27 protein-coding genes are annotated in these 25,714 nt (G+C 65.7%); 9 read left to right on the top strand and 18 right to left on the bottom strand.

Annotated elements, in window-relative coordinates; translation table 11 throughout:
- Window positions 1-41 precede the first annotated feature (41 nt).
- Entirely contained in the window at window positions 42-1,253 is a 1,212-nt protein-coding gene (locus F7O44_RS13690) for an alpha-hydroxy acid oxidase (RefSeq protein ID WP_162450804.1), read from the top strand.
- Between the two features lie 209 nt (window positions 1,254-1,462).
- On the top strand, window positions 1,463-2,311 hold the full coding sequence (locus F7O44_RS13685; RefSeq protein WP_162450803.1) for a fumarylacetoacetate hydrolase family protein: 849 nt from the start codon (window positions 1,463-1,465) through the stop codon (window positions 2,309-2,311).
- Window positions 2,312-2,466: 155 nt separating this feature from the next.
- On the opposite strand, the gene F7O44_RS13680 is transcribed toward F7O44_RS13685, so the two are convergent.
- The 3 genes from F7O44_RS13680 to lysS form a co-directional block, all read right to left on the bottom strand.
- Entirely contained in the window at window positions 2,467-2,799 is a 333-nt protein-coding gene (locus tag F7O44_RS13680; protein ID WP_162450802.1) for a histone-like nucleoid-structuring protein Lsr2, read from the bottom strand.
- Between the two features lie 121 nt (window positions 2,800-2,920).
- Window positions 2,921-3,463, bottom strand: coding sequence for an amino-acid N-acetyltransferase (locus F7O44_RS13675; RefSeq protein WP_343073882.1), 543 nt, complete (start codon window positions 3,461-3,463; stop codon window positions 2,921-2,923).
- 56 nt (window positions 3,464-3,519) lie between these two features.
- Window positions 3,520-5,019, bottom strand: a complete 1,500-nt coding sequence (lysS, locus tag F7O44_RS13670) for a lysine--tRNA ligase (RefSeq protein ID WP_162450801.1) — start codon at window positions 5,017-5,019, stop codon at window positions 3,520-3,522.
- 196 nt (window positions 5,020-5,215) lie between these two features.
- On the opposite strand from lysS, the gene F7O44_RS13665 reads away from it, so the two are divergent.
- On the top strand, window positions 5,216-5,566 hold the full coding sequence (locus F7O44_RS13665) for an STAS domain-containing protein (RefSeq protein WP_162450800.1): 351 nt from the start codon (window positions 5,216-5,218) through the stop codon (window positions 5,564-5,566).
- A gap of 3 nt (window positions 5,567-5,569) precedes the next feature.
- On the opposite strand, the gene F7O44_RS13660 is transcribed toward F7O44_RS13665, so the two are convergent.
- On the bottom strand, window positions 5,570-6,508 hold the full coding sequence (locus F7O44_RS13660) for an NAD-dependent epimerase/dehydratase family protein (protein WP_162450799.1): 939 nt from the start codon (window positions 6,506-6,508) through the stop codon (window positions 5,570-5,572).
- Window positions 6,509-6,637: 129 nt separating this feature from the next.
- On the opposite strand from F7O44_RS13660, the gene F7O44_RS13655 reads away from it, so the two are divergent.
- Window positions 6,638-7,543, top strand: a complete 906-nt coding sequence (locus tag F7O44_RS13655) for an RNA polymerase sigma-70 factor (RefSeq protein WP_222851344.1) — start codon at window positions 6,638-6,640, stop codon at window positions 7,541-7,543.
- Here F7O44_RS13655 and F7O44_RS13650 read toward each other — a convergent pair.
- The 4 genes from F7O44_RS13650 to panC form a co-directional block, all read right to left on the bottom strand.
- Window positions 7,488-8,309: a type III pantothenate kinase gene (locus F7O44_RS13650; protein ID WP_162450797.1), complete on the bottom strand. Its 822-nt coding sequence runs from the start codon at window positions 8,307-8,309 to the stop codon at window positions 7,488-7,490. The two genes, F7O44_RS13655 and F7O44_RS13650, sit on opposite strands and share 56 nt — an antisense overlap.
- A gap of 29 nt (window positions 8,310-8,338) precedes the next feature.
- Entirely contained in the window at window positions 8,339-9,325 is a 987-nt protein-coding gene (nadC, locus tag F7O44_RS13645; protein WP_162450796.1) for a carboxylating nicotinate-nucleotide diphosphorylase, read from the bottom strand.
- Complete coding sequence (locus tag F7O44_RS13640) at window positions 9,325-11,010, bottom strand: L-aspartate oxidase (RefSeq protein ID WP_162450795.1); 1,686 nt, start codon at window positions 11,008-11,010, stop codon at window positions 9,325-9,327. Before F7O44_RS13640 ends, nadC begins: the two co-directional genes overlap by 1 nt.
- Before the next feature lie 202 nt (window positions 11,011-11,212).
- Complete coding sequence (gene panC, locus F7O44_RS13635; protein ID WP_162450794.1) at window positions 11,213-12,061, bottom strand: pantoate--beta-alanine ligase; 849 nt, start codon at window positions 12,059-12,061, stop codon at window positions 11,213-11,215.
- 183 nt (window positions 12,062-12,244) lie between these two features.
- Here panC and F7O44_RS13630 point away from each other — a divergent pair, with 183 nt between their 5' ends.
- From F7O44_RS13630 to F7O44_RS13620, 3 genes are read left to right on the top strand one after another with little or no spacing between them, the layout of a single operon-like run.
- Window positions 12,245-13,060: an ABC transporter permease gene (locus tag F7O44_RS13630; protein ID WP_174255921.1), complete on the top strand. Its 816-nt coding sequence runs from the start codon at window positions 12,245-12,247 to the stop codon at window positions 13,058-13,060.
- Entirely contained in the window at window positions 13,053-13,862 is an 810-nt protein-coding gene (locus tag F7O44_RS13625; protein WP_222851342.1) for an ABC transporter permease, read from the top strand. The genes F7O44_RS13630 and F7O44_RS13625 overlap by 8 nt, the downstream gene beginning before the upstream one ends.
- A complete protein-coding gene (locus F7O44_RS13620; protein ID WP_162450793.1) occupies window positions 13,859-14,827 on the top strand; it encodes an ABC transporter ATP-binding protein in 969 nt (322 codons plus the stop codon). Before F7O44_RS13625 ends, F7O44_RS13620 begins: the two co-directional genes overlap by 4 nt.
- A 133-nt stretch (window positions 14,828-14,960) precedes the next feature.
- Here the strand turns inward: F7O44_RS13620 and F7O44_RS13615 are convergent, their stop codons facing one another.
- Together F7O44_RS13615 and F7O44_RS13610 are read right to left on the bottom strand one after the other, a co-directional pair.
- A complete protein-coding gene (locus tag F7O44_RS13615; protein WP_162450792.1) occupies window positions 14,961-15,860 on the bottom strand; it encodes a DUF2520 domain-containing protein in 900 nt (299 codons plus the stop codon).
- Window positions 15,861-15,918: 58 nt separating this feature from the next.
- Window positions 15,919-16,971: a LacI family DNA-binding transcriptional regulator gene (locus tag F7O44_RS13610; RefSeq protein WP_222851341.1), complete on the bottom strand. Its 1,053-nt coding sequence runs from the start codon at window positions 16,969-16,971 to the stop codon at window positions 15,919-15,921.
- Between the two features lie 210 nt (window positions 16,972-17,181).
- Between F7O44_RS13610 and F7O44_RS13605 the strand changes: the two genes are divergently transcribed.
- Together F7O44_RS13605 and F7O44_RS13600 are read left to right on the top strand one after the other, a co-directional pair.
- A complete protein-coding gene (locus F7O44_RS13605; RefSeq protein WP_162450790.1) occupies window positions 17,182-18,396 on the top strand; it encodes an MFS transporter in 1,215 nt (404 codons plus the stop codon).
- A gap of 78 nt (window positions 18,397-18,474) precedes the next feature.
- Complete coding sequence (locus tag F7O44_RS13600; protein ID WP_162450789.1) at window positions 18,475-19,104, top strand: lipoprotein; 630 nt, start codon at window positions 18,475-18,477, stop codon at window positions 19,102-19,104.
- On the opposite strand, the gene F7O44_RS13595 is transcribed toward F7O44_RS13600, so the two are convergent.
- The 8 genes from F7O44_RS13595 to F7O44_RS13560 all read right to left on the bottom strand — a co-directional run bounded on the left by F7O44_RS13595 (window position 19,101) and on the right by F7O44_RS13560 (window position 25,614).
- The gene (locus tag F7O44_RS13595) at window positions 19,101-19,547 is read right to left on the bottom strand and encodes a hypothetical protein (RefSeq protein ID WP_162450788.1); all 447 of its coding nucleotides are present in this window, start codon (window positions 19,545-19,547) and stop codon (window positions 19,101-19,103) included. The genes F7O44_RS13600 and F7O44_RS13595 overlap by 4 nt on opposite strands.
- A complete protein-coding gene (locus F7O44_RS13590) occupies window positions 19,540-19,908 on the bottom strand; it encodes a hypothetical protein (RefSeq protein ID WP_162450787.1) in 369 nt (122 codons plus the stop codon). The genes F7O44_RS13595 and F7O44_RS13590 overlap by 8 nt, the downstream gene beginning before the upstream one ends.
- A 7-nt stretch (window positions 19,909-19,915) precedes the next feature.
- On the bottom strand, window positions 19,916-21,586 hold the full coding sequence (locus F7O44_RS13585; RefSeq protein ID WP_222851340.1) for a DUF885 domain-containing protein: 1,671 nt from the start codon (window positions 21,584-21,586) through the stop codon (window positions 19,916-19,918).
- A gap of 61 nt (window positions 21,587-21,647) precedes the next feature.
- A complete protein-coding gene (panD, locus tag F7O44_RS13580; RefSeq protein WP_162450785.1) occupies window positions 21,648-22,076 on the bottom strand; it encodes an aspartate 1-decarboxylase in 429 nt (142 codons plus the stop codon).
- Window positions 22,077-22,095: 19 nt separating this feature from the next.
- Complete coding sequence (locus F7O44_RS13575) at window positions 22,096-23,508, bottom strand: PH domain-containing protein (RefSeq protein ID WP_222851339.1); 1,413 nt, start codon at window positions 23,506-23,508, stop codon at window positions 22,096-22,098.
- Complete coding sequence (locus tag F7O44_RS13570; RefSeq protein ID WP_222851338.1) at window positions 23,505-23,993, bottom strand: PH domain-containing protein; 489 nt, start codon at window positions 23,991-23,993, stop codon at window positions 23,505-23,507. The genes F7O44_RS13575 and F7O44_RS13570 overlap by 4 nt, the downstream gene beginning before the upstream one ends.
- A gap of 17 nt (window positions 23,994-24,010) precedes the next feature.
- Window positions 24,011-24,577, bottom strand: a complete 567-nt coding sequence (locus F7O44_RS13565; protein ID WP_222851337.1) for a DUF1684 domain-containing protein — start codon at window positions 24,575-24,577, stop codon at window positions 24,011-24,013.
- A gap of 53 nt (window positions 24,578-24,630) precedes the next feature.
- Entirely contained in the window at window positions 24,631-25,614 is a 984-nt protein-coding gene (locus tag F7O44_RS13560) for an ABC transporter substrate-binding protein (protein WP_222851336.1), read from the bottom strand.
- Window positions 25,615-25,714 lie beyond the last annotated feature (100 nt).

Below are 25,714 nucleotides of genomic sequence, written 5' to 3'. Positions count from 1 at the left end.
GGCCCACCGGCGCGACCCTTAGACCACTGCCGGAGTGTTCGATGACCCAGCGCCAGCTACCGAGATGGTCCGAACTCAAACCGCTTCTCCGCACCAAGCCGATGACGGTCAACCCGACCGACCGTCGCCTCGAGAAAGCCCTGACCATCTCCGACCTGCGCCGGATCGCCAGGCGCCGCACGCCACGCTCGGTATTCGACTACACCGACGGCGCCGCCGAAGCCGAGATCAGCCTCCGCCGTGCCCGGCAGCTCTTCCGCGACCTGGAGCTGCGGCCGTCGGTCCTGCGCAACGTCGCAGAAGTCGACACCTCGACGAGTATCCTGGGCAAACCGAGCGCCATGCCGTTCGCATTCGCGCCTACGGGCTTCACCCGGATGATGCATCACGAGGGCGAAAGCGCAGTAGTACGCGTCGCCGAACGCGCCGGCATCCCGTACGCCCTCTCCACGATGGGAACCACGTCGATCGAAGACGTGGCCGCCGCGGCACCCACCGCTCGCACCTGGTTCCAGCTCTACGTCTGGAAGGACCGGGCGGCCGGGGAGGAGCTGGTCAAGCGGGCGGCGGCTGCCGGCTACGAGGCACTGATGCTGACCGTTGACGTTCCCGTGGCCGGAGCCCGGCTCAGAGACGTACGCAACGGCTTCACATTGCCACCCACCTTGACCGCCAAGACGGTTCTCGACGCCGCCATGCATCCCAGCTGGTGGGTCAACCTACTCACCACCGAGCCGCTCGCGTTCGCGTCGCTTTCCGAATGGCAGGGAACGGTCGCCGAACTCCTGAACACACTGTTCGACCCGACAATGACGGTCGACGATCTCGCCTGGCTCCGGTCTATCTGGAACGGCCCGCTGATCGTCAAAGGCATACAGACAACCGCTGACGCCGAGCGAGTGGTCGATGCGGGCGCGGACGCGATCGTCTTGTCGAATCACGGTGGCCGCCAGCTCGACCGTGCTCCCACGCCGCTGCGGCTACTCCCCGATGTCGTCGCCGCCATCGGAAACCGCGCCGAGGTCTACCTTGACACCGGCATCACGAACGGAGCCGACGTGGTGGCGGCGATGGCTCTCGGTGCTGACGCCTGCCTGGTGGGGCGCGCGTACCTATACGGCCTGATGGCCGGGGGCGAACGCGGCGTATCCCGGGCCGCGGAGATCCTCTCGACCGAGGTTCGGCGCACGATGCAATTGCTTGGCGTGCAATCCGTGAGCGAGCTCAGCCCGGACCATGTACGCGTTCCGTGATCATCATTTGTCTGGGCCACATGCCGCACGACTCCTAACCCCGAATCCTGGTCAAATAGCTCGATTTCCGGGTGCCGGCATAGTTGATCGGATAACCGGACCGAAAGTAGAAAGACCGGCCTGTCTCGCACTCTGACTACGACTTTGGTTTCGTCGGGCAAACTGACAGAATCGTTAACCGAGATCCCTATATCCTCAGGAGAGTAAGCATGCAGCTTTTGCGCATCGGAGAAGCTGGCGCCGAGCGTCCCGCTGTCCGAGTCGACGAGACCACCTTCGATCTCGCGCCGATCACTTCCGATATCGACGGGGCATTCTTGGCGGATGACGGAATCGCTCGGACCCGCCAGGCATTGGAGGCGGGTGAACTGGCTCCAGTGGAATCATCGGGCCAGCGAATCGGCGCTCCGATCGCGCGCCCCGGAAAGATTGTGTGCATCGGCCTGAACTACAGCGATCACGCCGCCGAGAGCGGGATGGACATTCCTAGCGAACCCGTCATCTTCATGAAGGCGCCATACACCGTCGTCGGCCCGAACGACGACGTCCTGATACCGCGCGGCAGCAAGAAGACCGACTGGGAAATCGAACTCGGAGTGGTGATCGGGAAGACCGGCCGCTACCTGGATTCGCCGGCCGCCGCGATGGACGTGATCGCCGGCTACACCATCTCTCATGACGTCTCCGAGCGAGAGTTCCAACTCGAACGCGGCGGCCAATGGGACAAAGGCAAATCATGTGAAACGTTCAATCCGCTCGGGCCGTGGCTGGTGCCGGCCCAAGAAGTGCCCGACGCAGAGAAACTCGACCTACGGCTTTGGGTCAATGGCGAACTCAGGCAGGATGGGAACTCGTCGAATCTGATCTTTGGAATCGGACATGTCATCTGGTATCTGAGCCAGTTCATGGTGCTCGAACCCGGCGACCTCGTGAATACCGGCACGCCTGCGGGCGTTGCGCTCGGTATGGCTGGGCAGCCATACCTGAAGCCAGGTGACGTCGTCGAACTAGAGATTCCCGGCCTCGGCCGTCAGCGCCAGACGCTCGTACCGGCCTGACTGGGCACGAGACTGGCCACGGGGACCAGAGCAGTGGCCTGGACAAGCGTCAAGGGCTCCCACATCCACGTGGGAGCCCTTGACGGTTCGGCACCAGTTTCGGCGCCTGCTCTTAAACCCCTGCTGGGCTTGCGCCCCGCACTGCCAACCACGATTCAGCGGCTGGCCTCATACTTCTCGAGAATGTCAGCCGGAATACGGCCACGGTCGGACACCTTGAGCCCTTGCGCACGAGCCCATTCACGAACAGCCGCGGTATCTGTGGCGCTACCACGACCTGCTCCGGACCTGGCGCGACCACGGGCACGCTTGGTGCCAGCTTTACGCGCCGTCGCGACATAGGGGGCAAGAACGTCACGCAGCTTCGCGGCGTTCTTCTTCGACAGATCGATCTCGTAGCTTGCGCCGTCCAGACCGAAGTTGATGGTTTCATCCGCCTCGCCGCCGTCTAGGTCGTCGAGAAGAATGACTTGAACCTTCTGGGCCATCTTAGATCCCCTCGTAATGCATGCACTGTTGGATGTTCTAAGACTCTATTAGTACGCCACTATTTGTAAAACTGCAATCTACGACTACACAAGGCTTCTGGCGTAGACAGCGAACGGATCATCATGCAAAACGTCGCAACATCCTGATGTTGCCCAGCGTGTTTGGTTTGACTCGGTCCAGATCAAGGAACTCGGCAACGCCTTCGTCGTAGGAACGGAGTAACTGCGCATAGACTTCCGGAGCAACTGGAGCGCTCTCCACTATTTCGAACCCGTGACGCGCGAAGAAGTCGACCTCGAACGTAAGACAGAAGACACGCGTCACGCCGAGTTCTACGGCGACGTCAAGCAACTTGGTGAGGATAACGTGACCTACGCCATGGCCGCGCCACTGCGGAGCAGTCGCCAATGTGCGGACTTCGGCCAGATCCTCCCACATGACATGCAATGCGCCACAGCCGATCACGCGGCCATCACTCGGAGTCTCGGCCACCCAGAACTCTTGCACGTCTTCATAGAGGGTGACCGTCTCTTTGGACAGCAATATCCGCTTACTCGCGTAATCATCAAGAAGTTGACGTATCTCCTTTACATCTGCCGTACGGGCACGCCGGACGATAAAAGGCGGCCGAGCCGAAGAGGATGGAGACGTACCCGGCGGCACGGCAGGAGGAGAAGCGTCGTCTAGTTGTTCGCCGCGCTCCGGACCGGCGCGTTCAGTCACTCGGGCTTCACCACGGGGAACAGGATCGTGTCCCGGATTCCACTGCCGGTCAGCAACATCACCAGGCGGTCGACACCCACTCCTAGACCGCCGGTTGGCGGCATGCCGTACTCGAGGGCCCGGAGGAAGTCCTCGTCCAGTTGCATCGCCTCGGGATCGCCCGCCGCCGCAAGCAAAGACTGGGCCTCCAGGCGTTCGCGTTGGATGACGGGATCGACCAACTCGGTATACGCCACACCGAGTTCGAACCCGGCCACAAACAGATCCCAGGACTCGGTCAGCCGCGGATCGGCTCGATGCGCACGCGCCAGCGGGCGCACCGAAGCGGGATAGTCGCACACGAATGTGGGTGTCATCAGGGTGTGCTCGACGAGTTTCTCGAAGAGCTCCAGAACGATCTCGCCTGCTTCCCATCCGGGCTGCAGCGCGACGTCGTGTTTGGCCGCGAGTTCACGCAGCCGCGACGCGGGCGTGTCAACGTTGATGTCTTCGCTCACGGCGTCGGACACGGCGTCGTGCAACGTCACCCGGCGCCATGGCGCCTCGAGGTCTATTTCCGCGCCGTGACCGTCCGGAACCACGGTGCGCCCAATGGCTTTGGCGGCGTCGAGCACCAGGTCCCGAGTCAGATCGGCCATCGTGTCGTAATCGCCGTAGGCCTCGTAGACCTCGAGCATGGTGAATTCAGGGCTGTGCGTCGAGTCGACGCCTTCGTTCCGGAAGATCCGGCCTATCTCGTACACCCGGTCGACACCGCCCACGATGGCCCGTTTGAGGTGCAGCTCAAGAGCAATGCGGAGGGTCATCGGGAGGTCGAAGGCGTTGAGATGGGTTTCGAAGGGGCGAGCTGTCGCGCCGCCGTGAATCGCCTGCAGCACAGGTGTCTCCACTTCGACGCAACCACGTTGGTGCAGCGTTTCACGTAACGACCGCACTACTGCCGCGCGGGTGCGAACCATCTCTCGCGCTTGCGCGTTGACAATCAGGTCCACGTAGCGTTGCCGGACGCGAGTTTCCTCGTTCAGTGCCTTGTGGGCGATCGGCAGCGGACGAAGTGCTTTGGATACCGTGGCCCAAGTCTCCGCCAGGACCGACAGTTCGCCGCGTTTGCTGGCGATGACTTCGCCTTCGATACCTACGTGGTCGCCGATGTCGACAAGGTGTTTCCAGTCGGCGAGGCGCTGCTCACCGATGCGGTCGAGAGCCAGCATTGCCTGCAGCTCGGTACCATCGCCCGCGCGAAGCCGAGCGAAACAGAGCTTGCCGGTGTTACGCAGGAAGATCACCCGGCCACTGACGGCCACTCGGTCGCCGGTCTCAGTGCCTGGTTCGAGGCTGGGGTACTCGGACCGGAGCTCAGCGAGCGTATGCGTACGCGCGAAGTTCCGGGGATACGCTTCCGCCCCGGATTCGAGCAGTTCCGCACGCTTCTGACGACGGATCCGCATCTGCTCCGGAAGGTCGTCGTCTGTGGTCGTGGGTATCTGCTCGCTCATACTCACCAGCCTAGTGGTCTTCGATTCTCTTCCCGCGCACGGTACGCAGAGGTGCCCAGATACCCGCTGCGGGTATCACGGCCAGGATCTCATGTGGCCGGAGTCGCTCGCCAAGGCATTTCGAGCGATCACAAATAGTCGTCTTCATTGCGTCCGTCCACCCCTGGTGTCACGCTTCTAGGAGGAGGTGAGGCCCATGAACACCGTCGAGGTTGTCGACCGGGGAGGACGCGAGATCGTCGTCTTCCTCTCGGGCGACATCGACGATGCGCTGGCTCTCCAGTTGAGGGCCGCCGTGGAAGAAGTCGCCGAGCTTGTACAGATCAGCGGGCTCACCCATGCCGTCGTCGACATGCACCGGGTGCGCTCCCTAGGCGAGGTTGGGCTTGAGTTTCTTCGCAACCTCACGGCCCGTGGCGAGGCTACGGGCTTCGAGGTGTCTTTCGCCGCCTTGACGGGTCCAGCGCACCGCGCTATCGAAACGGCAGGCTGGGAGTTCGTCGAAAAGAGCCCTCCGCCGGCGCCGGACGCCGGCGGCGTGCGCTAGCGCTCAAGAGGTCAGCGTGCGGAACCCGTCCCGCCACGTCCGGTGGACCGGCGTCCAGCCGAGTTGGCGCTTGGCTTTTGCGTTGGACGAGCCCCGCATGGCCGTCATCGTCGTCACGCCGAACTCGCCGAGCATCGGTTTGGCCAGGAAGGCCGGCATTTTCATCGGATTCTTCGCGCCGAGCACATCGGCCAGGTACGGCAGCCAGGTGACAACCGGCGCGGGTTCGTCGTCGACGATGTTGTAGATGCCGGGACGGCCGTTCTCTAGCGCCGCAACCGTTGCTGCCGCGGCATCAGCCACGTGGACGAACGAGAACACGCCCGCGCCGCCGCCCACAATCGGCATCTTGCGCTTGGAAACCACCTCCACCATCTCACCACCGGCACCGAAGGCGGTCCCCGGACCGTAGAGCACGCCATATCGCAGGACGATTCCCTCGATCCCGGCCGCCGCCGTCACGGCAGACTCCAGGTGGCGGATCGCCTCCAGCGACTTCGTGGACGCCGGCGACGGGGCCGGGTCCAGCGCGTCTTCTTCGGTCTTGATCTCGCTGCCGGTGCGTGCATTCGGCCAGCCGGTGAAGCTCTGCGCGATGAATCGCTTGGCACCGGCCTCCCTGGCAGCTTCCAGGAGATAGTCGAGCCCTTCGGTGCGCAGCCGGTTAGTCATCTCGTAGCTCTCGTCGAACTTCTTGAAATCAGTCGCGCCGATAGCTGTCAGCTGATGGATGACGACATCTGGATGTGCATCGGCGACCGCCGTCATGACGGCGTCGCGGTCCAGGGCGTCGAGCACAACCGGCTCCGCGCCAAGAGCTCGCACTTGGTCTGCCTTCATGGCATCCCGGGTGGTCCCCACCACGTCGTGTCCAGCGGCGACCAACTCGGGAACCAGGTGTTTGCCGACCACGCCGGCGGCACCCGCTACGAAGATCTTCATGTCCTGCTCCTCTCTGTTTCCCCTACGACGAGACACCCCAGCCGGTTGTGACAGTCGATCGAAGAAATCGGATATCTGGAACATGTCGGCGTCATGGTGGGCAGGGCAGGATCATGGTTATATCGGCCTGTGACCGTACTCCAGCACGACGAACTCCGGCCGCTGATGTTCTCCATCGCCTACCGGATGCTCGGCAGCGTGGCCGAGGCCGAAGACATCGTCCAGGATGCCTTCCTGCGGATGTACAAGAGTGAGCTGGACGGCACCGCCATCGACTCACCGGACGCCTTCGCCACCACCATCACAACCCGGCTGGCCATCGACGCGCTCCGATCGGCACGGGTACGACGCGAGCATTACGTCGGGCAGTGGCTCCCAGAGCCGCTGATCACCTCCGACGACGAACCCGCACGCCGCGTCGAGACCGATGAGACCATATCGACGGCGTTCCTCGTGCTACTCGAGACGCTGGCACCGGTAGAACGCGCGGTCTTCCTGTTGCGTGAGGTCTTCGGCTACGGCTATGACGAGATCGCCGGCATCGTCGAGAAGAGCGAGAGCAACTGCCGCCAGATTCTCGCGAGAGCCAAGCGAGCGATTGCTGAGCGGCGCCCGAGGTTCGAAGCCGACCGGCAGCACCAGGCAGAACTGGCCAAGAGCTTTCTCACTGCCGCCAACGAGGGCAACATGGAAGCGCTGCATCAGCTACTCGCTGACGATGTCGTCTTCGTCGGAGACGGTGGCGGCAACGCACCGGCTCTCGAGCACCCGGTCGGCGGTCCCGTGCAGGTCGCGCGGTTCTTCATCGGACTGCTCAAACAGAGCGCCCGGGTGGGAATGCGCATCGAACCCGTGGAAGCCAACGGCCAGCCGGCGCTCCGGGTCTTCTCACCCCGCGACGAGGTGCTCGGCGTCCTGACCTTCGGTGTCGCCGACGGGCAGATTCACACGATGCACAGTGTCATCAACCCCGAGAAGCTCACCCACCTGGGGCAAGTCGGTGACCTCGGCGCTCTTCTGTCCCAGCCGAGTTGAGATTCCGGTCGAAGACGAGACCCAAGCCGATCAGCGTCAACCACGGCTCGTGGCGGTTGATCGTCGCGGCCTCGTCCAACACCACCGTCGCGAGGCCACCGGTGGCGATAACCGGCAGGCCGTCCAGCGACACGGCGAGCTCGTGTGCCATCCGAGTCACGATTCCGTCCACCTGACCACTGAACCCGTACAAAGCGCCGGACTGCAGTGCCTCGACCGTGTTCTTCGCGATCACCGAACGCGGCGCGGCCAGTTCAACCCTGCGCAGCTGAGCTCCGGCATCGCCGAGCGCGTCCAGCGAGACGCCGATGCCTGGGGCGATCGCGCCGCCGATGTACTCGCCCTTGGCCGACACGACGTCGAACGTGGTAGCCGTACCGAAATCGACGACGATGCACGGCCCACCGAATAGATGGATCGCCGCCAACGTGTTGACGACACGGTCGGAGCCGACCTCGCGCGGATTCTCCGTCAGAACGGGCACGCCGGTGCGCACCCCGGGCTCAACCAGCACCGACGGCACGTTCGGGTAATAGCGCTCGACCAGGGCCCGTACCGGGCGCAGCACCGCTGGAACGGTGGAGCACACGGCGACGCCGTCCACATCGTGATCGTGAACACCGGTGAACAGCCCGCGCAACAACGCCATCAACTCATCCGCGGTCCGGTTGGCCACGGTGGATACCCGCCAGTGGTGCTTCACCTCGAGGCCGTCGAGAAGGCCGACCACCGTCTCGGTATTACCGACATCGATCGCGAGCAACATGGGGTGTCTCCCGTCTGCGCCCGGGCGGGCTAGCCGAACACCGGGTTCTCGGCCGTATCGGCGTATCGCTGCTCCCGGACCAGATTCATGTCCGCACGCCGGGAAGACCACTGCTGCTGGTGACCAGGCATGCTCTGCACCTGTTCCACATCCAGCCCGAGGTCGAGCGCGACGACGGAATGCGTCAAAGCACCGACCGAGAGATAGTCGACGCCCGTTTCGGCGTAGGCACGAGCACCGTCGAGGGTCAGACCACCGCTGACCTCTAGACGAGCCCGGCCGCCGACAACAGCGACCGCCTCGCGGACCTCGTCCACCGAGAAGTTGTCGAGCAGCACCAGCTCGGCACCGGCCTCGACCGCCTCGACCGCGCCGGCGACGTCGTCGACCTCCACCTCCACCGGTATCTCCGGCGACGCCTGCTTGACAGCGCGAAACGCGGCGGTGATGCCACCCGCCGCCACAATGTGGTTGTCTTTGATCAATGCGGCTTCCGACAAGGAGAACCGATGGTTCTCGCCGCCGCCGACCCGCACCGCGTACTTCTCCAGGGGCCGGAGCAACGGCGTGGTCTTCCGGGTGTCGCGCACCACCGTCCGGGTGCCGCGAAGCTCGTAAACCCACTGGCTGGTAGCCGTCGCGATACCGGAGAGCCGCGAACCCAGGTTCAGCGCCGTCCGTTCCGCGGCCAGGATCTCACGTGTCAGACCGGTGACCGTGAGCACCGGCGTGCCTGGCTCCACCCAGCTGCCGTCGGCTACACGCCGCTCGAGTACGACGTCGTCGCTGGTGGCGGAGAAGACTGTCTCGATCACCGGCAGTCCGGCGACCACGCCCTCCTGGCGGGTGGCCAACGTGGCCCTTGCCCGCTGACCGGCCGGGATGGTCGCTTCGCTCGTGATGTCGACGCCACCAGCCAAGTCTTCCTCGAGTGTCGCCCGGACCAGGTCTTCCACGTAGAGCGGGTCGAGGCTCGCGTCACGCAGGGCGCTCGTCACCGACTCGGCCAGACTCATTACTTCTCCCTCATAGGCTGAAATGTCGTCCCTAGGATCCCGTCCGGATCCAGTGTGCTCACCAGATGCCCGCGCCAGCGGGCGTCGTCGCGCTCCGGGAAATCCTCCCGCCAATGACCCCCGCGGGTCTCCTCACGCATTGCGGCATGACGTCCGAGCGTAACTGCCACAGCATGCAGGTTGGTGGTCTCCCACGCGAGTGGCGTGGGAACCGTACTACTGCGTTCCTCGCTCAACTGCGCGAGACGCGCCTGCAGTGTCGCCAATGAGCTGCCGGAACGCAGCACACCGGCGCCGGCCGTCATTGCCGCCTGAACGAAGCGCCCGGCATCGGCATTCAGCAGCCCAGTACCTCCGGGCCGCGGCACCGGATCACCGATGGGCACACCGGCGAGGCTCTCCGCCAGATCGACGGCGATTCGATGCCCCCAGACCAGCCCTTCCAACAGCGAATTGGACGCCAACCGATTGGCACCGTGCACTCCCGTGCACGCCACCTCACCACAGGCGTAAAGCCCTGGGACGGTGCTCCGCCCACGTCCGCTTGTCCACACCCCGCCGCTGGCATAGTGCTGCGCTGGAGCAACGGGGACCAGATCCGTCGCGGGATCGATGCCGTAGGAACGGCAACGGGCGACGATGGTCGGGAAACGCTCCTCGAGAAAAGCGGCGCCGAGATGCCTGGCATCGAGCCAGACGTGTTCTGCCCCGGTCTCGGCCATCGCCGTGACGATGCCCTTCGCCACCACGTGCCGCGGGGCAAGCTCGGCGAGTTGGTGCTGGCCGACCATGAACCGGCGGCCTTCGACGTCTCGCAGATGTGCACCTTCACCCCGCACCGCCTCAGAGATCAAGGGCTGTTGCCCCTTGGCCGAGCGGCCGAGCCAAAGGACCGTTGGATGAAACTGGACGAACTCGAGGTCGACGACCTCCGCACCGGCGCGAAGCGCCGCGGCAACACCGTCGCCAGTGGCAACCGACGGGTTGGTCGTCGAGGCGTACACCTGGCCGAGGCCACCTGTGGCGAGAACCACCGCCCGTCCCAGCGCGGCTCCAACGCCGTCAATACGTCCTTCACCGATGACGTGCAGCGCGACACCGCAAGCCCGCCCGGTCGAATCGGTCAGCACGTCGGTCACCAGAGCATGTTCGATGACCTGGATGCCGGGGTCTTCCTCTACCGCTCGCAGCGCTTCGATGAGGGCTCGGGAGATCTCCTTGCCGGTGGCGTCGCCGCCAGCATGTGCGATGCGGTCTCGCCGATGGCCGCCTTCCCTGGTCAGGGCTATGGTGCCGTCGTCGGCCCGCTCGAATTCCGCACCGAGCGCCGCCAGCTCGCGAACCCGCCACGGCCCTTCGGTCACCAAGGTGCGCACGGCCGTCTCATCGCAGAGTCCAACACCGGCCACCAGGGTGTCCCGCAGGTGCTGGTCCGGGCTGTCTTCAGGACCGAGCGCCGCCGCGATGCCTCCCTGCGCCCACGCCGTGGAACCAGCGGACAGGCTCGTCTTCGTGACCAGGAGGACACGCCCGGCCTTCCGGGCCTCGAGAGCGGTTGTCAGACCGGCGATGCCACTGCCGACGACGACCACATCAGCCTGCTCTGCCCAGCCTGGTTGCTCGGTCAGGAGCTGGCGCGGTATTCGAACTTCGGTCACGCCTGGCAAGCCTACGGCCTCCCACATCCTTTTAGCGCCCGTGTCTTGCAGACTGACCCGCGGTGAATGCCTGGAAGAGGACACCAACCCGCCTACGCCCCGGGCCGGAAGGCTTCATGTGAAACACATCACAGAGCTCTCTTGGCTCCGGCTCTCGACCACTCACCCGTCCGCCGCAGCTGACTCCGGGCGAAGCCGCCCATGGTCGGCGCACATCAGCACAGCGGTATCAACCGGCCAGGTCGACGGCGATGTTGTCGATCAGGCGGGTCGAGCCGATCCGGGCGGCGACGAGCAGCCGCGCCGGTCCCGGTCCCGAAACGGTGCCGAGGTCGCCCGCCCGCAGCGCCAGATAGTCCACGTCTAGACCCGGGTTCTCGTCCAGCACTGCTTGTGCGGCGTTTACGACGGCTTCAGGTCCTTCCGCGGAGGCGTGGGCACCGGCCTGGAGGGCTACCGACAACGACGAGGCGAGGCGGCGCTCGTCGTCGTTCAAATAGCGGTTCCTGCTCGACAACGCCAGGCCGCTTGGCTCACGCACCGTGGGCACGCCGACGATCTCGTACGGCATCTCCAGGTCAGTCACCATCCGGCGGACCAAGGTCAGCTGCTGATAGTCCTTCTCGCCGAACATCGCGTACGTGGGCACCGTCAGGTTGAGCAGCTTGGCCACGACGGTCAGCACGCCGGTGAAGTGTCCCGGACGTGACGCGCCTTCGAGTTCCCGGCCGAGCGGCCCTGGATCGACGGTGACCTGCGGGTCGCCTTCCGGGTAGATCTCGGCGCGCTCCGGCGTGAACACCACGTCCACCATTTCCGTCGCGCACATGGCGAGGTCCTCGTCCATGCTCCGCGGATAGCGGTCGAGGTCCTCACCCGCGCCGAACTGAAGGGGATTCACAAAGATCGTCACGATCACCAGCCCCTCCGGGCCGACCTCTGAGCGAGCAGCGCGCATCAGGGCGGCGTGCCCCTGGTGAAGCGCGCCCATCGTCATGACTACTGCGCTCAAGGTTTCGGCCTGTGCCAGCGCGTCGCCCAGCTCGTCCCTGGTACGCGCTACTACCGGTGTGCTCACGTTCCGCGCTCCTCCCGGGCACCCCGCTGCGAGTGGCCCGGTCCAACCGTACTGGTGATCGGTTCAGACGAGTTGACGGAGTTCTGGGACCGCCACTAGTATCTTGAGCCCTTCACGACCGGACCGGGTGCCCGGGCCGTCGGAACGCATCATCTTCCGCCGAGCCCGAGGAGTTCTCCCGCCATGTCACCCGTCCGCCTCCGGATCGCCGTCGTCACCGCGCACATCGCCATGGGCTTCCGTCGCTGGTCCACCTACCGGCTGGCGACAGCCGCCGGAGCCTTCACCAACACCATCTTCGGACTGATCAAGGCCTACATCACCATCGGTGCGATCGGCGCCGCAGGCGGCACACTCGGCGGCTACGACGCCGTCACCGGCGCCACCTATGCCTGGCTGGCGCAGGCGCTACTGGCGCCGGTCAACGTCTTCGGCTGGCAAGAACTCGCGCTGCGCATTCGCACCGGCGACATCTCCATCGACCTGGCCCGGCCCGTCGATCCACAGCTCGCGTTCATGGCAGCCGATCTGGGCCGGGCCGCATACTCGTTCATTCCCCGCGGCGCACCACCACTGCTGGTGGGCGCACTGGTGACGGGCCTGGCACTGCCCGCCACCCCGCTCCCATACCTCCTGGCCGCACTGAGCCTGCTGCTCGCCGTGATGGTTTCGTTCTCCTGCCTGTGGCTGATGAACCTGACCGCCTTCTGGCTACTCGACCTGCGGGGCGTGACAACGCTCTACATGGTCGCGTGCACGTTTCTGAGCGGGATGGTGGTACCGATCCATTGGTTTCCTGAGTGGCTGGCAACGGCGGCCGCTTGGACGCCGTTCCCCTCCTTGATCCAGACCCCGATCGACGTCATCACCGCCCGCGCCGAGGGAACCGATGCGCTCATGCTCATCGGCACGCAGGCGCTGTGGCTGTCGGGACTGATCATCGCCGGTCGGCTGGTGTTCCGGACGGGAGCCAAGCGGCTGGTGGTTCAAGGTGGCTGATACCGGACGGCTGCACCCATATCGAGTCCTGCTCAGTTCCAGGCTGCGCTCACAGACGGCATACCGCCGGTCCTTCGCCATGGACGTGCTGGGAAGCGTCGCGATCGGAGCGCTCGAATTCGGCGAGGTCTTCGTCATCTTCACCAATATCGACGTCCTCGGCGAGCTCGACTTCGCGGCGGCCGCGCTGCTGTTCGCGCTGGCCAACATCTGCTTCAGCCTCGCCGACATGATCGTCGGCCATGCCGACCGGCTGCCCACCTACTTGCGGCAGGGCACCCTGGACGCCTTCCTCCTGCGGCCGTTGCCGGTCCTCGCTCAGCTGATCACGAGCGACCTGTCGTTGCGCCGGCTGGGCCGCACCGCAGTGGCCGTCGTCGTGCTGGGTGTGGCGCTTCCGCTCAACGACATCAGCTGGGGACCAGACAAGGTGGCGCTTCTGGCGCTGGCCGTCGTCGCCGGAACCGCCATCTTCGCGGCCTTGTTCGTCTGCGCCGCGGCCGTCCAGTTCTGGCTGGTAGAGGGCTCGGAGTTCTCCAACTCGTTCACGTACGGCGGCTCGTACGCCTCGCAGTATCCCGCCAGCATCTTCGCGCTTCCAGTACGGGTGCTGTTCACCTTCGTCGTACCGGCAGCCTTCGTCGCTTATCTGCCGACACTTGCCCTTCTGGATCTCGCCGGCCCGCCCGGGCTCCCGGCCTGGCTCGGCTGGTGTTCGCCGGTGATGGCCGTGGTCATCTGGGGCGTCGCACTCACCGGCTGGCGTGCTGGTCTTCGTCACTACACAGGAGCAGGCTCATGAACGAACCGGTCATTCAACTCCGCGATCTCCGGCGGCAGTTCACCGTGCGCTCGCCGGCGGGGCGGCTGCGTCGTACCCGCAACGTTGTCCACGCCGTCGACGGCCTCAGCCTCGATCTGGCCGACGGCTCGGCGCTCGGCTACATCGGCGCCAATGGTGCGGGAAAGTCGACCACCATCAAGATGATCACTGGAATCCTGGTTCCCTCGTCCGGCTCGGTCCGCACCTGCGGGTTGCATCCCGTGCGCCAGCGAAAACGGCTGGCCAGACAGATCGGCGTCGTTTTCGGCCAGCGCACGCAGCTATGGTGGGACCTGCCGTTGCGGGAGTCCTACCGGACCCTCGCGGCGATCCACCGGCTGCCGTCGAATGCTTGGCCGAAGCGCCGGGACGAGCTGATCGACCGGCTCGATCTCGGCTCCTTCGTCGACACGCCGGTTCGCCAGCTCTCCCTCGGCCAGCGAATTCGCGGTGAGATCGCCGCGGCGCTGTTGCACTCGCCGTCATTGCTCATTCTCGACGAGCCGACGATCGGGCTGGATGTGCTCAGCAAGGAGCGCCTGCGGGTGTTCCTCACCGAGCAGCGTGAACTGCACGGCACCAGCCTGCTGCTCACCACTCACGACATGGACGACGTCCAGCGGCTGACCGAGCGGATCGTCGTCGTCGACCGCGGCCGGATGGTGTACGACGGCGGGCTACCCGGCTTAGTGGACCGGGTCGGCGCCGAGCGGGTCATCATGCTGGACCTGGTGGATCCCGCGCCGCCGCTCGAGGGCATCGCCGGCACGCGCGTTGTGGCGGTGGAGGCCGGAGGGCTACGTCAGCGGTTGTCATTCGTCCCGGGAACGACGACGGCCGCAGCCGTACTCAAAGCCGCTGCTGAACGGACAGAGGTACGTGATCTGAGTATCGAGGAGCCGGACATCGAGGATGTTGTCCGCCGCCTGTACTTGTCGACTTAGGCAACTACCGAGGTGAGCTCCGGCCGTGCCCTGGGTCGATTGTTGCCACGAACACGCGGAACATACCTAGGACTTCTCGCACCTCAACAGGACTGCAGGCATGGTAGGGCACGAGAAAACCCACCAAACATGATCATTCGGGTGGGTCGGAGGCGAGGATTTCGAGAAGCGGCTCGGCATCGGTGGCCTGGAGCCGGCCGGAGGCCAGCGCTCGGCCGGCGGTACGCCTGGCCAGTGCCGTGTAGACAGCGGTTGCTTCCGGCATCGCCCGGTCGATCTCCTGGAGGTGCCCGGCCACGGTGCCTGAGTCGCCCCTTGACACCGGCCCGGTCAGCGCATCGTCCCCTTGACGCAGGGTGTTGTCGAGCGCTGCCGAGAGCAATGGCGCCAGCGAGCGCTCCGGCAACGCAACACCGGCCGCGCGCAGCATGTCCATCGCATCGTTGACGAGAGTGACGAGGTGATTGGCACCATGGGTCAGCGCCGCGTGGTAGAGGGCGCGCTGGTCTTCAGCCACCCGCACCGGCTCCGAACCCATCTCGATCACCAGCGCCTCGGCCACCGGCCACAGCAGCTCCGGCGCTGTCACGCCGAAGGTGGCGCCCTCGAGACGCTGTAGATCGACCGATGTGCCGGTGAACGTCATCGCCGGATGCAGGGCCAGCGGAAGACCTCCGGCACGGGTGGCTGGGTCGAGCACCGACACACCGAACCTGCCGCTCGTGTGTACGACGAACTGCCCGGACCGGATCGCCCCGGTGTTTGCCAGGCCGTCGACCAGCCCGGGCAGGACATCGTCCGGAACGGTTAGCAGGACCAGGTCGGCCCGTTCGAAAACCTCCGCCACCTCCAGCATCTCGAGTCCGGGCAGAAGGGCGTCGGCCCGGCTGCGGCTGGTGACCGACACACCGTAACCAGCGACGACCCGGTGCCCGGACCGCGCCAGCGCAGCGCCCAGCACAGCGCCTACGCGGCCCGTTCCCACCACACCCACATCGAGCCGGGCGGGGCGCTGCTCATCTGTTTCCTCCACGGCGCCAGCGTACCGAGCTAGCCGCGGCGGCTGTCTCGGTCCGCGCAAGGGGCCGTGGTCACGGCGGAGGCGCGGTGGTGGCGCCGACGCGCATATTCACCGGTAGCTGGGTGCTCGACGGCTTCCGGTCAGCCAGGATGTCCACGACCATCCTGCCCGCCATCCGCCCCTTCTCGACGATGGGCTGTTCGATGGTGGTCAGCAGCCACCCATCCAGCCATCCCGCGTCGATGCCGTCGAACCCGACGACACTGAGATCCTGCGGGACTCGCAGGCCGAGGCCCACGGCGGCGCGGATCACCCCGACGGCCAGCAGATCGCTCTGTGCGATCACGGCGGTAGGGCGGTCGGGAGCATCGAGCAGACTCGCCGCCGCAACCTCACCTTCTTCGATCAGATTGGTCGCCGACTCGACCGCGGCGACACTGCCGAAGACATCTCGAACCGCCTGCAACCGGAGGCGAGCGTCGGCGTAGGCGGCCGTCTTCCGCCGGGCTTCGTCGATGGGCCCACGGCGCCCGTCCAGGCGCAGCGGCAACGTCACCGTCCCGACGTGTCGGTGGCCGAGATCGGCCAAGTAGCGGGCCATCGTCAGCGTTCCACCGTAGTCGTCGATGCCGAGCACGACGACGTCGTCTCGATGAGGGCCGTCGACGGCCACCACTGGAACCCCGCGGCCCAGGAAGTGATCGAGCAGGGGATCGTCGTCACCACCGCAGGTAGCGAAGATCACGACGTCCATCGGCATCCGCGCCACCTGAGCGGGTGTGGGGCCGGTCCGGTCGGCGTCGCCGGAGATCAGCAACAGTCCTGATCCCAGCGTGGAGAGTTCTTCAGCAAGGCCGTCGAGCAGCCCGACCGCCACCGGATCGCGGAACGCGTAGAGCAGTCTTTCGCCGATCAGGGCACCGACGATGCCGGAGCGCCCCCGACGGAGCGAGCTGGCCATCGGATCCGGCCCGGAGTAGCCCAGCTCACGGGCCGCCTGGAAAACCCGCTCCCGCGTGCTTTCGGCGACCGGCCCGGCGCCACTGAACGCCAGTGATGCCGTCGACGGGGACACGCCGGCCCGCGCGGCCACTGCCGCGAGCGTCGCCCGCTGTCCGCTCACTGCTGACCTCCTGACGTGGCTGCGACGAGAGTGTTGGTACCACATAGACGGCTCTGACGCGCATTCCCGCACATGCGGGCCATCCACGTCGAAGACGTACACACCGCGAGAAACAGGCTTGCGCTCCTCAGCGAACACATGGCAGCATAACTACTCGAATCGATTCGATCGAATCGATTCGAGTACCCGTCACATCTGAGGAAGCAGCCAATGTCGCGCTCCGACCCACCGTCGCAGGCCCTGCGCCAGGTGACGACCGCCCGAAATGCCGTCTACCTCGTCTTCGCGGTCAATGGCTTCGGCTTCGCGTCGTGGATGTCACGCATTCCTGGGGTACGCGACTCGCTGGAGCTGACGCCAGGTGAACTCGGCAAGCTCCTGCTGGCGCTCGCAATCGGCGCCGTGGTCGCGCTCCCGACATCTGGCTTCGTGGTCGGACGGATCGGAGCGGCCCGCACGGTTGCTCTCGGATCGCTTCTCGCAGGTGGCGGCCTGATCTTCGCCAGCTTCGGCACCGACCCGATGAGCAGCGTCGTCGCGGTCGCCATCGGCCTGGCGGCCCTCGGGTACGGCACCGGTTCCTGGGATGTCGCGATGAACGTCGAGGGCGCGGCGGTCGAGCGGCTCCTCGAGAAGAACATCATGCCGCGTTTCCACGCCGCGTTCAGCCTCGGCACCGTCGTTGGGGCCGGCATCGGTGCGGGGATGACATGGCTAAGAGTCCCCGTGCCGGTGCACCTGAGCATGGTCGGCATCATCGTTATCGTCGTGGTGGCGCTGAGTGTGCGGCATTTCATGCCGCTGCCGGCCGACCGCGACGACGCCCGTACCTCTCGAGCCGCTGTCCTGCGGGCCTGGCGAGAACCACGCACGCTGGTGGTCGGCGTGATGGTGCTGTCCTTCGCGCTGATCGAGGGCATCGCCAACGACTGGCTCGCGGTCGGCCTGGTCGACGGTTACGACATACCCAATGCCGCTGGATCCGCCGGCTTCGCGCTTTTCGTCACGGCGATGACCATAGGCCGGCTGTCCGGTTCAGCGCTGCTGAACATGTACGGCCGGTTGCGAGTGCTGCGGGTGAGCGGTGCCCTCGCGTTGATCGGCGCCAGCATGGTGGCCCTAGGCCCCTCCGTGCCGTTCGCGATCGTCGGCATCGTGATCTGGGGGATCGGCGCGGCTCTGGGCTTCCCCATCGGCATGAGCGCAGCGGCTGACGATCCCCGGCGGGCGGCCGCCCGGGTCAGCGTTGTCTCATCCATCGGCTACACCGCCTTTCTGGCCGGGCCACCACTACTGGGCTGGATCGGCGACCACCAAGGCGTCACGCGAGCACTACTCGTGGCCGCCGCTGCCGGTGCGCTGGGCGCCGCCGTCGCGGCCTCTGCCCGCAAGGAAGAGCCAGAAGACACCCGGGTAGGCTCCTGAACCGCTCGAACGATCACACAGGCGCCTCGGCACGGCCAACAGCCGACACCGTGTGCCGGCTCACTCAAGGAACGGTCCATGCTCAATCGCGGCACGGCGGCTCTCGTGGTCGCCATCGCGTATTCGATCAGCAGTTGCGGCGGATCAGCCGGCGACGCCGCCCCGGCGCCCACACCAGTGGCTCCCACGACCACGCCGGGCGACCCCTTCGACGAAGGCGCTACCGCCGCCGCAAGCAGTATGAGCTTGACGGACAGCGGCGCCTGCGATCTGCCGTTGACATTCGACCTGGCCGCTCAGTGGACCGCCGAGGCAGTCCCAGCCGACTCGGATTTCGAACGCGGCGGCTTCCTTCCCCGCTGCGAGATCGACGCGAAACCCGCGGGATGGATCGGCTACATCCGGGTGTGGACCGGCCCGGGCGACGACCCGCAAGACGCCCTGGGCTTCTTCCTCGACGGGCACCCCGGAGAGATCGAGGACGCCGAGACCCGCGCTGTCGACGTGGGTGGCACCGCGGCGGAGGAAATCCACTACGTCTATCACCTGGCAGCACTCGACGAGCGCAAACGGCAACGGGCACTCGCGCTGCCGGTGACTGACGGCATGGCGATCATCACGGTCAGCGGGCTCGACACCGAGGAATACGAAGGCATGCTGCCGGCCTACATCCTCGCCCGAGAGACCATTCAGCTCACCGACGGCTAAGAACCCGCGCGGGTTCCCAGCGCACCCACCCGGCGGAGCCAGAGCAGACCGAGCACGGGCAGGAAAAGCGGGATGAAGAGATATCCGCGACCGTAGGTCGACCACACGGTGTCGTCGGGGAAGTCGAGGACACCGGTCGCCGTGATGGTGCCGATCACCAGCACGCCGATGAATTCGATGACGACGGCGACCAGAGCTATCGAGCGGGGTGTGGACCCAGCGCGCGACAACGCGACCGTCGCTACCACGTAGACGAGAGCCGCGAAAGCCGAAAGCACGTAGGCCAGCGGCGCCTCCTCGAACTTGGTGGCGATCTGATAGACCGCCCTCGAGGTGGCGGCGACAGCGAAGAGTGCGTAAAGGGCCACGAGCACCCGGCCTGGTCCCGTCACCGTGCCGGCCCGGGGATCCGGCGTCTGCTCGGCGGAACGTTCCTTAACCAACGGGCATCCCGTCCCAGATGTCTTGCAGCCGCACCATCAGCGCTGCCACGACCAACGCGACGAAGACCAGCACCGCGGTGCCCCACCGTGATTTCTCGGCGAGGGCCCAGAACAGGCCGATCGGCATGAGCAACAAGACGAAAACGAGATAGCTGATGAACAATGCGGTCTCGTCGGGTCCATTGCCCATGATCATGATGATGATCGCCACCACAGCCTGGATCAGCAGCAGCAATTCCACTACCGCCGCGCCGATGACGAAGAGTTCCCGAGGGTTCCGGTTGATCACCGCAGCCACCAGTGCCCACCCGGCGAAACCGAGGGCCGCGACAACGATCGGGTATACGAGAAAGTCGACCATGACAGCCTCAGGGAAGCCGAGCGAGCTCGGTAGCCAGGTCGTCCAGTCCCAGGGCGCCCATCGACAACGCCGCCATGTGCCACGCTTTGAGGTCGAAATCGGCACCACGCGCCGCACGCGCCGCTTCTCTGCCGGTCAGCCATGCCCGTTCGCCGAGCTTGTAGCTGATTGCCTGACCCGGCAAGCCGAGATAGCGGACGATCTCCGAGTCGATGAACTTCTGGTCCCGGCCGAGATTCAGCGACATGAACTCGCGGGCCAGTTCGGGTGTCCAGGTCTCGCCCGGGTGGAAGCCGGAGTCGGCCGGAATGACCATGCCCACGTGCATACCGATGTCGATGACCACCCGGACGGCGCGCAGCATCTGCGCATCCAGGTAGCCGAGGCGGTGCGCGGGATCGCTCAGGTAGCCGAGTTCGTCCATGAGCCGCTCGGCGTACAGCGCCCAACCTTCCGTCGCGGCGCTGACTGACCCCACGCTGACCTGATACCTCGACAGCCGGTCCTGGACGTGGACCCACTGCGCTAGCTGCAAGTGGTGTCCAGGCACGCCCTCGTGATACCAGGTGCTGATCAAGTCCCAGACCGGGAACCGTTCCCGTCCGAGGGTCGGCAACCACGTCCGTCCCGGCCTCGAAAAGTCCAGGGACGGCCGCGAATAGTACGGCGCGGCAGCACTACCGGGCGGCGCGATCATCGACTCGACGCGTTTGATCGGATCCGCCAGATCGAAGTGTGTGCCGTCGAGGTCCGCGATCGCATCGTCCATCAACTGCTGGAGCCAGATCCGGATCTGCTCCGGGCCCTCTACGGCTTCGCCGTACTCGTTGAGATGACGCATCACCGTCTGCGGGTCCGCGCCCGGCATGATCGCGTCGGCGACGGTGTACATCTCCTGGCGCAGCCGGTGATACTCCTGCCAGCCGTAGCGATAAGTGGCTTCGAGGTCGAGATCCGACCCGGTCCAGTATCGGGCCGAGCGCAGGTACCGCTGCTGCCCCACGGCGTCCGGGGTGCCCTCGGCCGCCGGGGTGTAGGTGTTGACCAGGTAGTCGCGTAACTCCGCGAATGCGGCGGTTGTGGCGTCGGCGCCGGCTTTGAGCTCCGACCGCAGCGAAGACGGTCCCGTGCTGACGAAGTCCTGGAACCAATCCGTGGCGATCCAGGTGCTGATCTGATCGACTATCGTCTCCACCTGGCGGGTCGCGGCCAGCACACCCTGGGCGATGCCCTCGTCGAGAGACACCCGGTAGCTCTTGACCGCAGCGGGCACGTTCCCGAGCCTGCGTGCGATGACGGACCAGTCCGCGTCGGTGTCGGTCGGCATCAGCAGGAACACCGACCTGCACGCCTGCACCGGTGAGAACAGGTTGCTCACTCGGCAGAGGGTGTCGCCCGCGTCGTAGATCGCCAGTTCGGCGCTCAACCGCTCCCGGAGCAGGCGAGCGGCGCGCTCCTCTTCAGGCGGGAGATCGGCCCGCTCCGCGGCATCGAGCGCGGCGAGGGTGGCCCGCTGGGCGTCGGCGAGTGTGTGGCTGCCTGCTGGAGAGAAGTCGGGCATGGTGTCGTCCCCTGGGCGCAGTCCCAGCGCAGCGCCAACGACGGGGTTCAGATCCGCGAGCGTCTCGACATACTGGTCGGCGAGCTGGCGCGGAGTGAGGGTGTTGGTGTGCTGCACGCTCTCATCCTCCACGAGACTCGGTTCGGCATTCTCCGCGGGTCTGGGCGCCCGCGCGTATTCATCCGGCAGCGGGTGCGGCGGCGTTGCCCGGCGTTTGGTCAGAAGCGCCCGGAACTGGCTCAGCGGCGTCCGAGCCGAGCGCGACGATGCGGTTGAACTCGTCGACATGGACCACATGCGGCTCGAGCGCTCGCGCCTCGGCGTCGTCGTACATCCCGTAGCTGATCACGATGACCAAATCGCCCGGCTGCACCAGCCGGGCAGCGGCACCGTTCACCCCGATCACCCCCGAGCCTCGCTCGCCCGGGATGACGTAGGTGGTCAGCCGAGCGCCATTGGTGATGTCGACGATATCGACCTGTTCGCCGGGAAGCAGATCAGCGGCATCGAGGAGATCCTCGTCCACGGTCAGCGATCCGACGTAGTGCAGCTCCGCATGGGTCACGGTAGCGCGGTGGATCTTGCCTTTCATCATGGTTCGGAACACGTTGCGATTCCTTTCGGCCTCACTCATTCGATGCGCCGGGATCAGCGTCACCGTCGGTGTTACCCTCCACAACATCCGGGGCAGGGCGCGTCATCCATTGTTCCGGGACGTCGGTCCTGCGCGCCAGCCGAGCACGTTCGGCCTGTTCTTCGACGAATCGGCGGGCTTCGTCGGGTGGCCGGTGTCGGATGATGGCGTTGACGGGTCCAGGAGTGGTGTCGACGTGTATTGACGACAGCTTGAGTGCACGCTGAATCGGCCCTTGAGTCATCCGAACGCTCTGCGTCTTGGCATGTGGCACAACAACCAGCCGGCGGGTGAAACGCCCTTCGCGAACGACGACGATCTTCTCGTCGGTGCCGTATGCCAACCGGCTCCACTGGATGGGTCGCAGCCACCGCGACCGTTGCGGCGCCGGAAAGAGTTTCACCGAGGATGGATCAGCGTGCAGAACCTGCCGGGTGATCCCCTGGGCGTCCTCGAGAGGCGCCACCGGCAGCAGAGTCGAGGTCCGGGTGGCGGCCTCGCCGGAGGCGCTGCCCGCATATCCGGCCACATCTACGTGTACCTCGGCCCAGCCCTTCAGCCGCCACAGCAGAGGCTGCCGGATCAGCACGCCCTGCACCCGGCCGGGCGGAACGGTCTGATGCTGGGTGTCGAGCAACCCTTTGCGGATCCGGAACCCGTCGGGTGAATCCGCCAGAATAAAGCCGAAGTTCCTGCCCAACTGGGTCCACAAGACGTATCCCGCGGCCAAGAGCCCCGGCAGCATCGAGGTGAGGATCCCGATGCGCGCGGCTCCGGGCGCGACGACCAAGGCCACCAGCACGGCGGCTAGCAGCAAGACACCGAACACGAATCCGCCGGACAGCACGGTGGACCATGCCAGCCGATCGAGATTCACCTGGTGCACAGTGCGCTCCGGCGCTTCCGGTGTGTCAGCGTCGATGCCGGCGGCACGGGCCAGCAGTTCCGCGCGCAAACGCACGGCGTCGTCTCCGGACAGGTACCTCAGCGGTGCCTCGGACCTGCCGCCACCGGCAACCTCCATGCGCAACTCGGAGACACCGAGCAGCCGGCCGACCAGCGGGCGGTTGACATCGACCGCCTGCAGCCGGTCCATTCGCACCCGGCGGCTGCGGCGCATCAGCACACCCGAGTCGATCCGCAAGGCGTCACCGTCGAAGCCGTACCGGGTGAACCACCAGGACACCGCTCCCGCAATGGTCGCCAGGACGGCGAAGCCCAGACCGACGACGAGGTAGATGCCGATGGGTCCGGGGTCGCGTAACGCATTCTGTCCCATGATCACGATGACGCCCGCGAGATAGGCCCATCCGCGTAACAGGGGCGTCAATGGATGCAGGCGTTTGAAATGCGCCGGAGTGGACGCCCGGAGCTCGGTGGTCTCGTGGTTCACCGGTTGGTTCACAGACCGGCCGCCTTGGCCTCCCCTAGCGCCGACAAGCGGTCACGCAGCCTGGCGGCCTCGGTCGCCGGCAGCCCGGGGATTCGTGCGTCAGTGGCCGGCGAAGCCGTGTGCAGTTGCACGGTGGCCAGGCCGAATTTGCGGTCGAGCGGACCGGAGTTGACGTCAACGAACTGCATCCGCCCGTAGGGCACCACCGTCAGCTTGCGGAACATCACGCCATGGGTGACGAGAAGGTCGTCCTGACGTTCGGAATAGCCCCACGATCTCCAGATTCTGGGGATGAGCCAGCCGCCCCATCCGCCTGCGCCCAACAAAACACCAACGGCGACGACTATCGCCCAGCCGCCGATCAGGAACCACAATCCGATCGCCACCACCGGCACCACGATGGCCAGCGTCAACCCAAGCACGATGAACCGAACCGTGACGAGTTTCCGTGAGACGGGTTGCCACGCTTCGCCGGGCGGCACGAACAGCTGCTCCACGACACGCGACATTACCGCTATTGGCGACCGGATTGCTTGCCAGGCGAAGGCTTCAGCTCACCCGCATCGAGCTTCGCCTCTATGGTGTTACCGGGCGGGGCCAGCGGGCAGGCCCACATGGGGTCGTACGCGCATGACGGGTTGTAGGCGAAATTGAGGTCGACAACCAGGTAGTTCCGCGGGTGTCCGCCAAGATCAGCGCCTTTGACGGTGTCCAGCAGGTACCGTCCGCCACCGTAGGTGATGTTGCCCGCCGAGGCGTCCTTGAGCGGGATGAAGAGACCACCGCCATACGAGTCGAGCCACCAGACGTCCAAGTCGCCGACCGGCAAGTGGACGCGGCCGACGCGTTGGAAAGGCACCAGGCCGTCGGTACCGGTCTGAACCTCGAACCGCTCTGGTGACACGTTGGTGTCAACCTGAACCTCGAATCTGAGGTCCGGCTGATACTCGCCGTAAGCGAGGCCGTCGAAGGTGGCCCGTTGTTCGACGGGAATCGGGGAGGCCGGGTGCCGACGGAAGAGTTCGTCGCGTGCTCGCTTCCAGATGTCATGGCCCGCCGCCGGGTCGGAGGCGGCACGCACGGTGGCGTACAGTTCTGCGACCCGGCGTCGCCAGTCGAGGATGTCGAGAGAACTCAGATCAGGCCCTTTTCCTCGAGGTAGCCCCGCGCGACATCCTCCGGAAGTTGCCGCTCGGCATCCACCTGAGCGTTGAGCATGGCCAGGTCTTCCGTGGTCAGCACCCCCGACAGTTGCTCGAGAGTGTCGACGAGGACCTGGTCAGCAGCGATGTCTTCGTTGAGCACCGGCACCAGGTTGTCCGCCAGCTGGAGGTTCTGGTCGTCTTCCAGCAGGACGAGACCGAGGCCTTCGAGCGTACCGTCCGTGGTGCCGACGATTCCCAGGTCAGCTGTTCCGTCGGTCACGGCCTGTTTGGTCTGTGGACTGCCGAAGCCCAGCGGAAGCAACTCGCTGAATTCGAGGCCGTACACGCTCTCCAGCCCAGGCTGGCAGAACGGTCGGTCCGGGCATTCCTCAGTAGTGGCGAACACCAACGGCTCACCCAGTGCCGCAAGATCGGAGAGCGTCTGCAGGCCGTGCTGCTCCGCGAAGTCAGCCGCGACGGCGAACCCGTTCTGGCTGGCCGCCTCGGCTGGTTCGAGGATCACCAGCCCACGGTCTTCGGCGAGGGGCCGGGCAGCTTCGACGGTCTCCGCGGCGTCCGTAGTGGCGATCGGGGAGTCCTCCGCCGCCTGCGCCCCGTTCTCCTCGACGTTCAGATACTCGGCGAAGGTCGCAGCGTACTCGGGAACGATGTCGATCTCGCCGCCTGTCAGCGCCTCGGCATATATCTCGCGATTGTCAGCCGATTGGATGCCGACGTCGTAACCGGCGTCTTCCAGGAGCTCGCGGTAAATCTCCTGCATGATTGCCATCTCGGTGAAGCTGGCTCCGCCAACGGTGACGGAACCTCCCGCCGTGTCCGGATCGCCTCCGTCGTCGGTGGTGGTGTCTCCGGGTTCGACATCGACGGTGTTGCCGTCGTCGTCACCCCCGCAGGCCGTCAATACCAGCATCAAAGCCGCGCCGGCGGCGACCAGGCCCGATGTGCGTCGCATGGTCATGACAGTTTGGACCAACCTCTCGTGTTCGCCTTCTGTGTCCCGTGAGGCATAGGTAGCCCCACGCGTGTCCGGCGGTCACTGCGCACAGCGCCCG

It is taken from the genome of Phytoactinopolyspora mesophila, assembly GCF_010122465.1.
GTDB classification, from domain to species: domain Bacteria; phylum Actinomycetota; class Actinomycetes; order Jiangellales; family Jiangellaceae; genus Phytoactinopolyspora; species Phytoactinopolyspora mesophila.
The sequence above is the reverse complement of the archived record's forward strand: the minus strand, read 5'-3'. Positions and strand labels throughout refer to the sequence as shown.